Here is a 13,531-nt window from a genome sequence, read left to right on the forward strand (position 1 = left end):
CAAAGAGTATCGCAAAAAAGATGATTGTTACTCATGTTTTAATGCGAAATCAGCAGGTTGGGCAGCCGGATATTGGCGACGGCAGAGATTGAAATTTTTGCCGCTTCGAGACCATCTGTCGCGATTTCGCAACAGATCCGGCGTGTTCAGACGGAAACTGCCGGCACTTCGAAGACTTCGCCAGGGCGCATGGGCCTGAAGCGGTCCCGGGAAACGCGGCGTGCATCGAGAGCGGCATGAAGCGCCGTCAGCGGCTCTTCGATCCCTTCATCGGTCAGATTGAACGTTCCCCAATGATGGCCGGCGACAAAAGCCGCGTCGCAAAGGATCATGCCCTCCACCGCCTCTTCCGGGTTCTGGTGTTGCGCCTGCATGAACCAGCGCGGTTCGTAGGCGCCGAACGGCAGGTTGGCGAGCCGGAAAGCCCCGTGCTTTTCACGCGCGGCGCGGTAGTTGATGCCCTGGTGGAAGCCCGTATCGCCGATATGGTAGATCTTGCCGGCAGAGGTTTCGAAAACGAAGGCAGCCCAGAGCGCCATGCGCCGGTCGCTTACGCCCCGCGCCGACCAGTGATGGCAGGGCTCGCAATGCAGGACGGCGCCAGGACCGATATCCTCGCGGCCGCCCCAATCCATCACCGTGATCTTCGCATCGGCGATACGCGAGCGGATCAGTGTGTCATTGCCGAGCGGCGTGACGAAATGCGGCTTGTCGCGGCCCTGCAGCACCCAGAGGGTCTCGAGGTCCATGTGGTCGTAGTGGTTATGGGTGACGAGCACGACATCGATCGGCGGCAGGTCGCCGACGCGGATGCCGGGCGGATTGACCCGCTTCGGACCGGCGAAGCGCACCGGGCTGGCGCGGTCGTCCCAGACGGGATCGGTCAGGATGTTGAGGCCGGCCACCTGGATCAGCATCGCCGCATGCCCGACCATGGTGACGGTCAGCCGGTCGCCCGAGACCCGCGTTTCCGGCACGGCCTGTGGAAACGGGCTCGGAAAACTTGCCGGCCAGGCGATGTTGTTGCCTGCGAGCTTCCAGCGCAGGAGGTCGAGGCCGCCGCGCGGCTCTTCGCCACCCGGGTTGAAAAAATACGTCCCGTCGAAATGATCGGAGACCGGACCGGAGTAATACTTGTTGGCAGCCATGGCTCCCCTTGCCGCGAACCCGCCCACGAGGGCAGAGATCGCACCGATGCCGGACCATTTCAGGAATTTTCGACGGTTCATGATGGCTATCTAGCAGCCTCAGGCTGCATCTGAAAACCCAAATCGAGAACCGGCGGACACGATCATGCGACCTCGATGTCCGTCTGGGAAAAATCGTTGCCGACGAAAAGGAGCGGCGCCTGGAGCATTTTGGCGGCGGCATAGGAGAAGCAGTCGCCGAAGTTCAGTTTGGCGGGATGGCCGACAAAGCGGCCATAAATTTTTGCAGCGGCCAGTGCCGTGTCATGAAGCCCAGATGGAAGCGCGACCTCGACAGCACCAATCTGTTGGAAGAAATCAGCGACAACCGCCTGCACCTCTTCGATCAGATATTTCGGCGTCGGTGCATGCTCGCCATAGGCGGCGATTTTTCTCTGACGGGCCAAAGCGATGACTGCCTCAAACACCACTGTCGAGGAATAATGAACCGGGGTTTCAGCACCTTTGATTTTCCCGAGCAAGGACGCCCCTATCGGTTCTCCGCCTAAAATCGCGACGATCGCGGACGCATCGAGGAACATCAGATTTCCCACATCTCGTCCATGAAGGCCTTTTCATCGAAGTTCGGATCTTTTGGTCCGAGCGCCGCAATACGATCTTGCAAACGCCTGACCCGCTCCTCCAGCGACAGCTCCTCACCCGCCCGTTTCAGCTCATTCTCCAGCGCCACGCGTACCGCCTCCGTCTTGGTCTTCGTGCCAAGCCGGCGCATCACCTCGTTTGCCAGTTCATCCACCCTGTCGTCGCGGATGTAAAGGGACATGCCGATCCTCTTCGATGGAGAATTCCGGGAATATTCAATATAGGCTAAATGAATATCCCTGCAAGCCAAAGCGCGGCTGAGGTGCCAGCCTTGACTTTCCCGCCCGCTTGCTGTTTAAGCCCGCCCATCTGCTGACAAGTTACGACTTGGAGCCGCCGACCGGGGCCGATAGACTGAGCCCGGAGGTCAACACCCGACAGCGCGTTGCGCCCTCGGGTGCTTTTTGGCTTTGTCTCTTGTTTTTGGCGGATGAGAACCCGACGTTTCGGTGATCCGAAACGCGAGAAGGAAGAAACGATGTTCGAAAGCCTCCAGGACCGTCTTGGCTCCATCTTGAGTGGACTGACCGGCCGTGGCGCATTGAGCGAGGCGGATGTGTCCGCCGCTCTGCGCGAGGTTCGCCGTGCTCTGCTGGAAGCGGACGTGGCGCTGGAAGTCGTGCGCTCCTTTACCGACAAGGTGCGCGAAAAGGCCGTCGGCGCCGAAGTCCTGAAATCGATCAAGCCCGGCCAGATGGTCGTCAAGATCGTCCATGACGAGCTGATCGAGATGCTCGGCTCGGAAGGGGTCGGCATCGACCTGCATGCGGTCGCCCCGGTGGTGATCATGATGGTCGGCCTCCAGGGCTCCGGCAAGACGACGACGACCGGCAAGATCGCCAAGCGGCTGACCGACCGCGAGCGCAAGAAGGTGCTGATGGCATCTCTCGACACGCGCCGTCCGGCCGCCCAGGAACAGCTCCGCCAGCTGGGCGTCCAGACCGGCGTCGATACGCTGCCGATCATCGCCGGCCAGTCGCCGACCGAGATTGCCGCGCGCGCCGTGCAGGCCGCCAAGCTCGGCGGCCATGACGTCGTCATCCTCGACACCGCCGGCCGTACCCATATCGACGAGCCGCTGATGGCCGAGATGGCGGAGATCAAGCGCCGCTCCAACCCGCATGAAATCCTGCTGGTCGCCGACTCGCTGACCGGCCAGGACGCCGTCAACCTCGCCCGCAATTTCGACGAGCGCGTCGGCATTACCGGTCTCGTTCTGACCCGCATGGACGGCGACGGCCGCGGCGGTGCGGCGCTCTCGATGCGCGCCGTCACCGGCAAGCCGATCAAGCTGATCGGCACCGGCGAAAAGATGACGGAGATGGAGGAATTCCATCCCCGCCGCATCGCCGACCGCATTCTCGGCATGGGCGACATCGTCTCGCTGGTCGAGAAGGCCGCGGAAAATATCGACGCCGACAAGGCGCGCGCCATGGCCGAAAAGATGGCCAAGGGCAAGTTCGACCTCAACGACCTGGCCGAACAGCTGAAGCAGATGCAGTCGCTCGGCGGCATGGGCGGCATCATGGGGCTGATGCCCGGCATGAGCGGCATGAAGGACAAGCTCTCGGCCGCCGGCATGAGCGACAAGACATTCGCCCGCCATATCGCCATCATCCAGTCGATGACCAGGGCCGAACGCGCCAACCCGGATATGCTCAAGCATAGCCGCAAGAAGCGCATCGCAGCGGGTTCCGGCACGGATGCGGCCGAAATCAACAAGCTTTTGAAAATGCACCGCCAGATGGCCGACATGATGAAAATGATGGGCGGCAAGGGCAAGGGCGGCATGATGAAGCAGATGATGGGCGGCCTTGCCTCGAAGATGGGGCTTGGCGGCATGGGCGGCGGAATGGGCGGCATGCCCGATCTTTCCAAGCTCGATCCGAAACAGCTCGAAGCGCTGCAGAAGCAGGCCGAAGCCGCGGGCTTCAAGCCGGGCTCGATGCCAGGTCTTCCAGGGGGAGGCCTTCCGGGCGGCGGCATGCCGGGTCTCGGCGGCGCGAAACTGCCCGGCCTCGGCGGCGGCTTCCCGGGTCTTCCGGGCCTGCCGAAGAAGAAATGAGGGAGGACACGCCGATGGTTGACCCCGAGGTCAAAGCGAAACTCGCAAGCTACCGCCAGTCGATCGACAACATCGACGCGGCGCTCGTGCACATGCTGGCGGAGCGTTTCCGCTGCACCAAGGAAGTGGGCGTCCTCAAAGCCCAGTACGATTTGCCGCCAGCCGACCCGGCGCGCGAAGAATTCCAGATCGAGCGACTTCGCCGCCTGGCGAAGGAAGCGCATCTGGACCCGGATTTCGCCGAGAAGTTCCTGAACTTCGTCATCACGGAAGTCATCCGGCATCATGAAGCCATTGCCGCCGAACGCGTCGGCACGAAGACGGCATGAATAAGCTCGCCTCACGGCGGGCACGACAAGAACCCCGGCCCGCCGACGGCGGCCCAGAAAAACCTAGGAGTAATTGCAATGTCCCTGAAAATTCGTCTCGCCCGCGGCGGCTCCAAGAAGCGTCCGTACTACACCGTCGTCGTTGCTGACGCCCGTTCGCCGCGCGATGGCCGCTTCCTCGAAAAGCTCGGTTCCTGGAACCCGATGCTCGCCAAGGACGATGCCAAGCGCGTCGAACTGAACGCCGACCGTATCAAGCATTGGCTCGACAACGGCGCCCAGCCGACCGACCGCGTTCTGCGCTTCCTCGCTGAAGCCGGCATTGCCCAGCGCGAAGCCAAGAACAACCCGGGCAAGGGCCAGCCGGGCAAGAAGGCCCAGGAACGCATCAAGGAACGCGCCCAGAAGGCTGAAGAAGCAGCAGCCGCTGCGGCCGAAGCATAAGCTTCGCGACCATGCTTTCTTAAACGACGGGCGGCGCGGCGACGCGCTGCCCGTTTTGCTGTTTGCTTTTGATCGCGCAGAGCTTAAATGAGCGCACGACAACCGAGATCACGACCCTCATGACCAAGCTCGAAAATCCCGTTCTGATGGCGACCATCGGCGCCGCCCAGGGTCTCCGAGGCGAGGTGCGGGTGCGCACGTACACGGCCGATCCGACCGCGCTCGGCGACTACGGCAACCTGCACAGCGAGGACGGCCGGATCTTCGAGATCCTCGAAATCCGCGAAGCCAAGAACGTCGCGATCGTCCGTTTCCGCGGCATCAACGACCGCAATGCGGCCGAAGCGCTGGCCGGCCTCGAACTGTTCATCGAACGCGACAACCTGCCGGACGACGAACTCGAGGAAGACGAATTCTATTATGCCGATCTCGAAGGCCTCGAAGCGGTCGATCAGGAAGGCAAGAGCTACGGTACGGTGAGCGCGGTCTACGATTTCGGCGCTGGCGACCTCTTGGAGCTGAAAGGCCCCGGCCGCCGCCCTGCCCTCATCCCCTTCTCCGAGGCAGCGGTGCTGGAGATCGACCTCGAAGGCGGCAAGATCGTCATCGATCCTCAGGCAGCCGGCCTTGCGGAAAATCCGGAAGATGACGGTCCGGCACCGGGCCTGCCCAAAAAGGGCAAATAGCAGCGATGACCTTCCGCGCCACCATCCTGACGCTCTACCCGGAAATGTTTCCCGGGCATCTGGCCCTGTCCCTGGCCGGCAAGGCGCTGGAGCGCGGGCAATGGTCGCTCGAGACGGTACAGATCCGGGATTTTGCACAGGACAAGCATCGCACCGTCGACGACACGCCGGCCGGCGGCGGCGCCGGAATGGTGCTGAAGCCGGATATCCTTGCCAAGGCGATCGACCACGTCTCTGGAAATGACAACCGCCCGCGCCTGCTGATGAGCCCGCGCGGAAGACCGCTGACGCAGCAAAAGGTTCGCGAGCTGGCGGCCGGCGGCGGCGTGGTGATCGTCTGCGGCCGGTTCGAAGGGATCGACCAGCGGGTGATCGACGGCCGCGATCTCGAAGAAGTATCGATCGGCGACTACGTCCTGTCCGGCGGCGAACCGGCGGCGCTGACTTTGCTCGACGCGGTCGTGCGCATCCTGCCGGGCGTCATGGGCAATGCGCTGTCAGGCACCCATGAAAGCTTCGAGAACGGGCTGCTCGAACATCCGCAATATACAAGGCCGCAGGTGTTCGAAGGCCGGGAAATCCCGGCCGTGCTGACATCGGGCAACCATGCCGCGATCGAGAAATGGCGGCTGGAGGAGGCCGAGCGGCTGACGCGGACGCGCCGTCCGGATTTGCTGCCGAACAAGGCGAAGTAACTCCCTCATCGACCATTCGGGCCTCAATGGAACGCGCGACGGCACGGCACACTTAACCCTCCCCCTTGTGGGGGTCCGGGGGCGGGGCAAGCGACCCGTCCCCGGCAGGCGGGAGGGGTTTTTACTCGGAGCAAAGTCCCCTCCCCACAAGGGGGAGGGGCTCCACGCAGCGCCACTCACCCCGTCACGAAATAATAGACCGTCAGCGCCGCACCGACCGCCACCACGCACCAGCGCAGCACCGCCTGCGGCACCCGCCGCGCCATCCAGACGCCCGCATAACCGCCGAGCGCGCCCGCCGGGATCATCACCAGTGCCTCCGGCCAGGCAATGACGCCACCGCCGACGAAGACGATGATGGCGACGGCCGCGATCAGGATCGCCAGCATGTTTTTCAGCGCATTGAGATGATGGTAGCTGCCGCCGGTGGTGACGCCGAGCACCGCAAGCATCATGATGCCCATGCCGGCGCCGAAGAAGCCGCCATAGATTGCCGTCAGGAATTGTCCGATGACCGAGCCGGGGGAGTTGGCCGACCGCTCCGCGGACGCCTTCGGTTTCAGCCACGGCCCTGCCGCAAACACCGCGGTGGCGGCCGCCAGCAGCCACGGCACGAGCGCGCGAAAGGACGGATTGTCGAGCGACAACAGCAGGAAAGCACCGGCGAAAGCACCGATGACCGAAACCAGCGCAAGCACGAGCGCGCTGCGCCAGCGGCTGGAAATCTCGTCCCAATAGGCGATCGTCGAAGTGACATAGCCGGGAAACTGCACGATCGATGACGTCGCATTGGCCAGGATCGGCGGAATGCCGGCAAGCGTCATCGCCCCGAAGGTCAGAAAAGTCCCGCCGCCGGCGATCGCGTTGACCGCGCCGGACAGGAAGCCCGCCGCGGCGAGCAGGGCTATCATTGTGATTGTCATTGATGTTTCCTCATCCCTGGCCCTCAGATAGCGGCTTGCGCGAAAGGCGGCAATAGCAGGCTTTTCGTCATAAAATCGCAATCGACGGGATGACAAACCCAAGTCTTTCGTGTATTGGCCCAGCCGGAAATGGGAAATATCCCGTCGACCAGCAACAAAGAATGGCGAATTCGCTCTGCCGAAAAGGCAAATCCCCAAGGCTTGGACCAAAGGGATATACGCTGAGCGCTCTGGCTGTTTCAGAAGAACCAAAGGTTTGAGACGATGAATATCATCCAGGAATTGGAAGCCGAACAGGCCGCCAAGATTGCAGCCAAGCGCACGCTTCCGGAATTCTCCGCCGGCGACACGCTCCGCGTCAACGTGAAGGTTACCGAAGGCAACCGCACCCGCGTACAGGCTTATGAAGGCGTCTGCATCGCCCGTTCCGGCGGCGGCATCAACGAAAGCTTCACCGTTCGCAAGATCTCCTACGGCGAAGGCGTCGAGCGCGTATTCCCGGTCTATTCGCCGATGGTCGAAAGCGTCGAAGTCGTTCGCCGCGGTAAGGTCCGTCGCGCCAAGCTCTATTACCTGCGCGATCGTCGCGGCAAGTCGGCTCGTATCGTTGAAGACACCGGCGTTCGCGCCCGCAAGCTGAACGACGCCGAGCGTCAGGCCGTTGCCGAGGAAAAGGCACGGATCGAAGCCGAGAAGGTTGCAGCAGCCCAGGCTCTCGCCGCCGAAAAGGCAGCAGCAGAAGCCGCTGAAGCAAAGGCCGCAGCAGAAGCTGCCGAAGCCGCCAAGGCCGCTGAAGCTTCTGCCGAATAAGCTTTTCATATAGAATGCAAAAAGGCGGTCCGTGGGCCGCCTTTTTTGTTGCGCGATACCGGGTCTAATTCCTGACGGCCGAATCCCAGTGCTCATCCGCCTTGCCGTTGACGATACGCCATGTGTCGTACCAGGTGGTGGTATAGCTCTTCGAGGGATCGCGAGGATCTTTCATTTCGCGCACCGTCCCGACGGTCACCAGATCGCCTTCCGCTGTAACAAAGGCGACCGGTGTTTTTATCTTGTCGGGAACGGGGCTCGGCTTCCGCTTCAGGACGTCGATGAAATAGCGCACCACCCCCTCGCGCCCCGACGCGGCATTCGGGTTGTGCTGGATGTAGCGTTCAGTGAGATACCGATCGGCCTTGTCCCAGTGATTGGCTTCCAGCAGGTCACGGACGATGCCGTAGACAACCTGCTTGTTTGCATGCAGCTTGGGGTCCGTGCTGGTGAAAAGCGCGTCTTTGTCCGGGGCTGCCATCACCGGTTCCTGTGCCCGCAACGGCGCGGTAAGCGTGCCCATCGCGGCCCCGAGCAGGACCAAACCCAGAGCGGCATGTTTCAAGACTCGTATCATCGACGTTCTCCCAAGCGTTTTGATCTGGCTTGTAAAAGTCATAGGAGAAACGCCAGCGAGGCGTAAGGAGGCAGTTTTGCCGCCATTGGTTCCGCGTAGGGAACCAATGGCGGCAACCTCCGGTCAGACGGAGATCGCCCGTCTCGCCGCCAACGTTCGGCCGAGGATGATGACGACGATATTCGATCGTCACCTATATCCACCTGCTATTGACGATCGGAGCGCACACGCAGGGAAATTCAATAGACTTCCGGAACGTACATGTCCGCCGGCACCGGATGACGGATGTAATCGTCGTTCCGAACGCGGCCCGGCAGGTCGATCTGCTCCTTCGGCACGGTCTCGTAAGGCACCTGGGCGAGAAGATGAGAAATCATGTTGAGCCGCGCCTTTTTCTTGTCGACGGCCTGCACCACCCACCACGGCGCTTCCGGAATGTGGGTGCGCTGGAGCATTTCCTCCTTGGCCTTGGTATATTCTTCCCAGTGGACGCGGCTTTCGAGGTCCATCGGCGACAGCTTCCACTGTTTCAGCGGGTCGTGGATGCGCATCTTGAAGCGGAATTCCTGCTCCTCGTCGGTGATCGAGAACCAGTACTTGACGAGGATGATACCGGAACGGACCAGCATGCGTTCGAATTCCGGCACCGAGCGGAAGAACTCCTCCAGCTCGTCCTTGGTGCAGAAGCCCATGACGCGCTCGACGCCGGCGCGGTTGTACCAGGACCGGTCGAACAGCACCATTTCGCCGGCGGTCGGCAGATGCGGCACGTAACGCTGGAAATACCACTGGCTGCGCTCGCGCTCGGTCGGCGCGGGAAGGGCGACCGTGCGGCAGACGCGCGGGTTGAGACGTTGGGTAACGCGCTTGATGGCGCCGCCCTTGCCGGCGGAATCACGACCTTCGAACAGCACGACCATCTTCAGCTTCTTGTACTGCACCCAGTCCTGCAGCCGGACGAGCTCGTGCTGGAGGCGGAAGAGTTCGCGGAAATAGATCCGGCGGTCGATCGTCGCCTCGGCGGGCTCGGACATGCCCTCGGCGACCAGCTCGTCGAGCCGGTCCTCTTCCATCTGCATTTCCAGCTCTTCATCGAAGCTGTCGGCGATCTCCTCCTTGATGCGGCTGAGCTGGTCTTGCATCGGTTCGGACATGGTGAGCATTCCTCCGTTATGGAAACTGAGATCAACCACGTTTCCGCGAAAGCTTTATGACAGAGATGCGACAGATTTTCTGAGAAGCAATTCGATTGCCGATTTCTGCAGAAACTGCTATTGCAGCGGCCATGGGATCGAAATTCGGATGCCTCGCGAACCATATCGTCGTGCTGCAGGACCACAAGCGTCTGCCGGCACGGTTTTTCGCGCGGGTATCCGGGGCGCTTTGCGACCGACTTAGCTGACCTTCCTCAGCTTGAGGCAGCCCCGTGCTGCCGGATACCCATTTCCTGTTTCAGTCAGCTTTACGGACAGCAGCCATGAGCGCACCTCGCACCCTTTACGACAAGATCTGGGACGACCACGTCGTTTCCGAGGATGAAAACCACACCTGTCTTCTCTACATCGACCGTCACCTCGTTCACGAAGTGACGTCGCCGCAGGCGTTCGAAGGCCTGCGCATCGCCGGCCGCAAGGTCCGCGCGCCGGAAAAGACGCTCGCCGTTGTCGACCACAACGTGCCGACGACCCTCGACCGCTACGAAGGCATCAAGAACGAGGAAAGCCGCATCCAGGTGGAAGCGCTTGCCCAGAACGCCTATGATTTCGGCGTCGAATATTATTCCGAAAAAGACGTCCGCCAGGGCATCGTCCACATCGTCGGTCCGGAACAGGGCTTTACTCTGCCGGGCATGACCATCGTCTGTGGTGACAGCCACACGTCGACGCACGGCGCCTTCGGTGCCTTGGCGCACGGTATCGGCACGTCCGAGGTCGAGCACGTGCTCGCCACCCAGACGCTGGTGCAGAAGAAGGCGAAGAACATGCTGGTTCGCGTCGACGGCCAGCTGCCGCCCGGCGTCACCGCCAAGGACATCATCCTTGCGATCATCGGCGAAATCGGCACTGCCGGCGGCACCGGCCATGTCATCGAGTTCGCCGGCGAAGCGATCCGCGCGCTCTCCATGGAAGGCCGCATGACGGTCTGCAACATGACGATCGAGGGCGGCGCCCGCGCCGGCCTGATCGCTCCCGACGAAAAGACCTTCGAATATATCAAGGGCAAGCCGCGCGCCCCGCAGGGCAAGGCCTGGGACATGGCGCTCGACTACTGGAAGACGCTGCAGACCGACGAAGGCGCGCATTTCGACAAGGTCGTGGTGCTCGACGCCGCCAACCTGCCGCCGATCGTCTCCTGGGGTTCCTCGCCGGAAGACGTGATCTCGGTTGAGGGTTCGGTTCCGAACCCGGACGACATCCAGGACGAGACCAAGCGCACCTCGAAATGGCGTGCGCTGGACTATATGGGCCTGAAGCCGCACACCAAGATCACCGATATCGCCATCGACCGCGTCTTCATCGGTTCCTGCACCAACGGCCGAATCGAAGACCTGCGCGCCGCGGCCAAGGTGGTCGAAGGCCGCACCGTCGCCTCCACCGTCTCGGCCATGGTCGTGCCGGGCTCCGGCATCGTCAAGGAACAGGCGGAAGCCGAAGGTCTCGACAAGATCTTCAAGGCCGCCGGTTTCGAATGGCGCGAGCCGGGCTGCTCGATGTGCCTCGCAATGAACGACGACCGCCTGAAGCCGGGCGAGCGCTGCGCCTCCACCTCGAACCGCAATTTCGAGGGCCGCCAGGGCTACAAGGGCCGCACCCATCTCGTCTCGCCGGCCATGGCCGCCGCAGCCGCGATCGCCGGCCATTTCGTCGATATCCGCGAGTGGAAGTAATCCGCTTGGGGGATCTGAAGACGCTCTGTCTTCGCCGTCATGCTCGGGCCTGTCCCGAGCATCTGCGACGACGAGATTGGTCGAGACGGCTTGGCTCCTTGGGACAAGCCCAAGGATGACGGAAAATGCCCGGCCTTCGCGCCGGGCATTTTCGTTTCCGGAGGCTACCCGAGCACCCTCACCACCGTCCCCTTCCGCATGAAGCGGATCAGCCGCTTCATATCCTGCAAACTGACGGCGATGCAGCCGGCGGTCGGCTGGTAGCCCGGCTTGATGAGGTGGAAGAAGATCGCCGAACCGCGATTGCGGATGCGAGACGTGATGTTCCAGTCAAGCACGAGACAGATGTCGTAGAGCCCGTCGGCCCGCATCATTTCCTCATGGCTTGGCCGAAAAGGCGCTTTGACGGGACGATTGTAGGAAGGGTGATCCGGCTGGTCACACCACAACATGTCTTTTCGGATGCGCGTGATCAAAAGCGCCGTCGGCGGCAGGCTGGCGCGGTCCCCGCGCACATAGCCATGGAGCAGCCGCATCGCCGCGATCGGGGTCGCGCCATCGCCTTCCCGCTTGAACGGCGTGGTTCCGGAACGCCCGAGTGCCGCCTGCACGGTGATGCCGCCGAAGGAGACGATCGCCCGCCGGCGGTCGCGCGGCGCGGTCCGGACGGTGACCACTGCCGTCTTTTTGTGATTTCCCTCGCGAAAACGTTGCATTTCTCTCACAAGGTTTTGCTTTGAATATGATTTCGTTTGAATTCATAGCACACTAAAGCGCCGCGCATCCTCCGGATGCGCAAACGACGCTTTAGCATATTGAATCAAAGCATCGTACTTTCTGAAAATCGATTCCGATTTTTGGGTCGATGCTGTAGGGATTTAGATCGAGGAGCCCTAAATGCGCTTCGATTGACTGCAATGACGGTCAGAACGCAAACGGCGATACGAAAGGCAAGAACGCATGGCAGCGCGCACGATACTCCTGGTGGACGACGACGACGATCTGCGTGAGACGCTCGTCGAGCAGTTGTCGTTCTACGACGAGTTCGCAATTCTCCAGGAAGCGAATGCCGCCAAGGCGCTGAACACCGCCAAGAGCGCCCAGATCGACCTGTTGATCATGGATGTCGGCCTGCCGGACATGGACGGCCGCGAGGCGGTGAAACTGCTGCGCAAGAACGGCTTCAAGGCGCCGATCATCATGCTGACCGGCCACGACACCGATTCCGACACCATTCTCGGGCTGGAAGCCGGCGCCAACGACTATGTGACCAAGCCGTTCCGGTTCGCCGTGCTGCTCGCCCGCATCCGCGCCCAGCTTCGCCAGTACGAACAGAGCGAGGACGCCACCTTCACCGTCGGCCCCTATCTCTTCAAGCCGAGCCAGAAGCTGCTGACAACCGAGGACGGCAAGAAGATCCGCCTGACGGAGAAGGAGGCGGCGATCATCCGCTACCTCTATCGCGCCGGCCAGAAGGTGGTGACCCGCGACGTGCTGCTGGAGGAGGTCTGGGGTTATAATTCCGGCGTCACCACGCATACGCTGGAAACCCATGTCTACCGCCTTCGGCAGAAGATCGAGCGCGACCCGTCGAGCGCCGAAATCCTGGTCACCGAAAACGGCGGCTACAAGATCGTACCCTAAGCAATTCCAGGAAAAGTGTGCTGCGGTTTTCCGTCCGGAATTGCGGCAAGCAGAGAAACTAGAGCCCTCATGTCGCTGACCGAAGATATCCGCCTGCTCTCCCAGGTTCCGCTGTTCCGGGACATGAACGACGACCAGCTGCGTCTCGTCGCCTTCGGCGCCGAGCGGCGGCAGGTGACGACCGGCCAGCAATTGTTCCGGGAAAGATCCCCGGCCGAATCGGCCTTCATAGTTGCCAGGGGCCGTTTCGAGCTGCTGATGGCGGACCGGGGCGGCGAGATGAAGGTCGAAGCGACCGTCGGTCCGGGCACGCTGCTGTCGGAACTGGCGCTCGTCACCATGGTGGAACGCAAGTTCACGGCCGTCGCAATCGAGGACTCCGAGGCCCTGAAGATCAGCCGTGCGCTGTTCCACCGCCTGCTGGAGGAATATCCGCAGGTCGGCCGGGTGATCGAAAGCCGCATCCGCGACAATATCGCGAGCCTAGCCAAGGCGGCGGCGGCGATGCAGGATCGGTTCGCCTGATTGGGGCTTTCTGCTCGTAGCCGCCCCTCATCCGCCTGCCGGCACCTTCTCCCCGCACGCGGGGCGAAGGACATGTGCCGCACTCTCCGTCCCGTTGATCCGTTTCGTGGGGCACGTCCCCTCTCCCCGCAAGCGGGGAGAGGGCTAGGGTGAGGG

At 62.0% G+C, this 13,531-nt stretch carries 16 protein-coding genes; 9 read left to right on the plus strand and 7 right to left on the minus strand.

From position 1 onward, the window contains the following. Window positions 1-146: 146 nt before the first annotated feature. The 3 genes from ACSQ8R_RS18090 to ACSQ8R_RS18100 all read right to left on the minus strand — a co-directional run bounded on the left by ACSQ8R_RS18090 (window position 147) and on the right by ACSQ8R_RS18100 (window position 1,971). On the minus strand, window positions 147-1,229 hold the full coding sequence (locus ACSQ8R_RS18090) for an MBL fold metallo-hydrolase (RefSeq protein WP_436254652.1): 1,083 nt from the start codon (window positions 1,227-1,229) through the stop codon (window positions 147-149). A gap of 62 nt (window positions 1,230-1,291) precedes the next feature. Then, window positions 1,292-1,729 (minus strand): type II toxin-antitoxin system VapC family toxin, encoded by a 438-nt coding sequence (locus ACSQ8R_RS18095; protein WP_436254653.1) that lies wholly within the window; start codon window positions 1,727-1,729, stop codon window positions 1,292-1,294. Then, a complete protein-coding gene (locus tag ACSQ8R_RS18100) occupies window positions 1,729-1,971 on the minus strand; it encodes a type II toxin-antitoxin system VapB family antitoxin (protein WP_436254654.1) in 243 nt (80 codons plus the stop codon). Before ACSQ8R_RS18100 ends, ACSQ8R_RS18095 begins: the two co-directional genes overlap by 1 nt. A 297-nt stretch (window positions 1,972-2,268) precedes the next feature. Here ACSQ8R_RS18100 and ffh point away from each other — a divergent pair, with 297 nt between their 5' ends. From ffh to trmD, 5 genes are all read left to right on the plus strand, one after another. Beyond that, window positions 2,269-3,855 carry a signal recognition particle protein gene (ffh, locus tag ACSQ8R_RS18105; protein WP_436254655.1) on the plus strand — a complete coding sequence of 529 codons (1,587 nt, stop codon included), beginning with the start codon at window positions 2,269-2,271 and terminating at the stop codon, window positions 3,853-3,855. Between the two features lie 14 nt (window positions 3,856-3,869). After that, window positions 3,870-4,184 carry a chorismate mutase gene (locus ACSQ8R_RS18110; protein WP_436254656.1) on the plus strand — a complete coding sequence of 105 codons (315 nt, stop codon included), beginning with the start codon at window positions 3,870-3,872 and terminating at the stop codon, window positions 4,182-4,184. 78 nt (window positions 4,185-4,262) lie between these two features. After that, on the plus strand, window positions 4,263-4,628 hold the full coding sequence (rpsP, locus tag ACSQ8R_RS18115) for a 30S ribosomal protein S16 (RefSeq protein WP_046631809.1): 366 nt from the start codon (window positions 4,263-4,265) through the stop codon (window positions 4,626-4,628). A gap of 119 nt (window positions 4,629-4,747) precedes the next feature. Beyond that, window positions 4,748-5,314 carry a ribosome maturation factor RimM gene (rimM, locus tag ACSQ8R_RS18120; RefSeq protein ID WP_210013197.1) on the plus strand — a complete coding sequence of 189 codons (567 nt, stop codon included), beginning with the start codon at window positions 4,748-4,750 and terminating at the stop codon, window positions 5,312-5,314. 5 nt (window positions 5,315-5,319) lie between these two features. Next, window positions 5,320-6,009 carry a tRNA (guanosine(37)-N1)-methyltransferase TrmD gene (trmD, locus tag ACSQ8R_RS18125; RefSeq protein ID WP_436254657.1) on the plus strand — a complete coding sequence of 230 codons (690 nt, stop codon included), beginning with the start codon at window positions 5,320-5,322 and terminating at the stop codon, window positions 6,007-6,009. Between the two features lie 176 nt (window positions 6,010-6,185). On the opposite strand, the gene ACSQ8R_RS18130 is transcribed toward trmD, so the two are convergent. Then, window positions 6,186-6,932: a sulfite exporter TauE/SafE family protein gene (locus tag ACSQ8R_RS18130; RefSeq protein WP_436254658.1), complete on the minus strand. Its 747-nt coding sequence runs from the start codon at window positions 6,930-6,932 to the stop codon at window positions 6,186-6,188. 264 nt (window positions 6,933-7,196) lie between these two features. Between ACSQ8R_RS18130 and rplS the strand changes: the two genes are divergently transcribed. Continuing rightward, window positions 7,197-7,742 (plus strand): 50S ribosomal protein L19, encoded by a 546-nt coding sequence (gene rplS / locus ACSQ8R_RS18135; RefSeq protein ID WP_037081417.1) that lies wholly within the window; start codon window positions 7,197-7,199, stop codon window positions 7,740-7,742. Between the two features lie 64 nt (window positions 7,743-7,806). Here rplS and ACSQ8R_RS18140 read toward each other — a convergent pair whose 3' ends face one another. Together ACSQ8R_RS18140 and ppk2 are read right to left on the minus strand one after the other, a co-directional pair. Next, entirely contained in the window at window positions 7,807-8,319 is a 513-nt protein-coding gene (locus ACSQ8R_RS18140) for a nuclear transport factor 2 family protein (protein WP_436254659.1), read from the minus strand. Between the two features lie 239 nt (window positions 8,320-8,558). Continuing rightward, window positions 8,559-9,473: a polyphosphate kinase 2 gene (ppk2, locus tag ACSQ8R_RS18145; protein ID WP_037081831.1), complete on the minus strand. Its 915-nt coding sequence runs from the start codon at window positions 9,471-9,473 to the stop codon at window positions 8,559-8,561. A gap of 323 nt (window positions 9,474-9,796) precedes the next feature. Between ppk2 and leuC the strand changes: the two genes are divergently transcribed. Beyond that, entirely contained in the window at window positions 9,797-11,206 is a 1,410-nt protein-coding gene (gene leuC / locus ACSQ8R_RS18150; protein ID WP_436254660.1) for a 3-isopropylmalate dehydratase large subunit, read from the plus strand. A gap of 164 nt (window positions 11,207-11,370) precedes the next feature. Here leuC and ACSQ8R_RS18155 read toward each other — a convergent pair whose 3' ends face one another. After that, window positions 11,371-11,922 carry a L,D-transpeptidase family protein gene (locus ACSQ8R_RS18155; RefSeq protein WP_436254661.1) on the minus strand — a complete coding sequence of 184 codons (552 nt, stop codon included), beginning with the start codon at window positions 11,920-11,922 and terminating at the stop codon, window positions 11,371-11,373. Window positions 11,923-12,166: 244 nt separating this feature from the next. On the opposite strand from ACSQ8R_RS18155, the gene ACSQ8R_RS18160 reads away from it, so the two are divergent. Beyond that, window positions 12,167-12,850 carry a response regulator transcription factor gene (locus ACSQ8R_RS18160; protein ID WP_113285168.1) on the plus strand — a complete coding sequence of 228 codons (684 nt, stop codon included), beginning with the start codon at window positions 12,167-12,169 and terminating at the stop codon, window positions 12,848-12,850. A 69-nt stretch (window positions 12,851-12,919) separates the two neighbouring features. After that, the gene (locus ACSQ8R_RS18165; protein WP_436254662.1) at window positions 12,920-13,375 is read left to right on the plus strand and encodes a cyclic nucleotide-binding domain-containing protein; all 456 of its coding nucleotides are present in this window, start codon (window positions 12,920-12,922) and stop codon (window positions 13,373-13,375) included. Window positions 13,376-13,531: the final 156 nt, after the last annotated feature.

Source organism: Neorhizobium sp. LjRoot104 (assembly GCF_964253725.1).
GTDB lineage: Bacteria > Pseudomonadota > Alphaproteobacteria > Rhizobiales > Rhizobiaceae > Neorhizobium.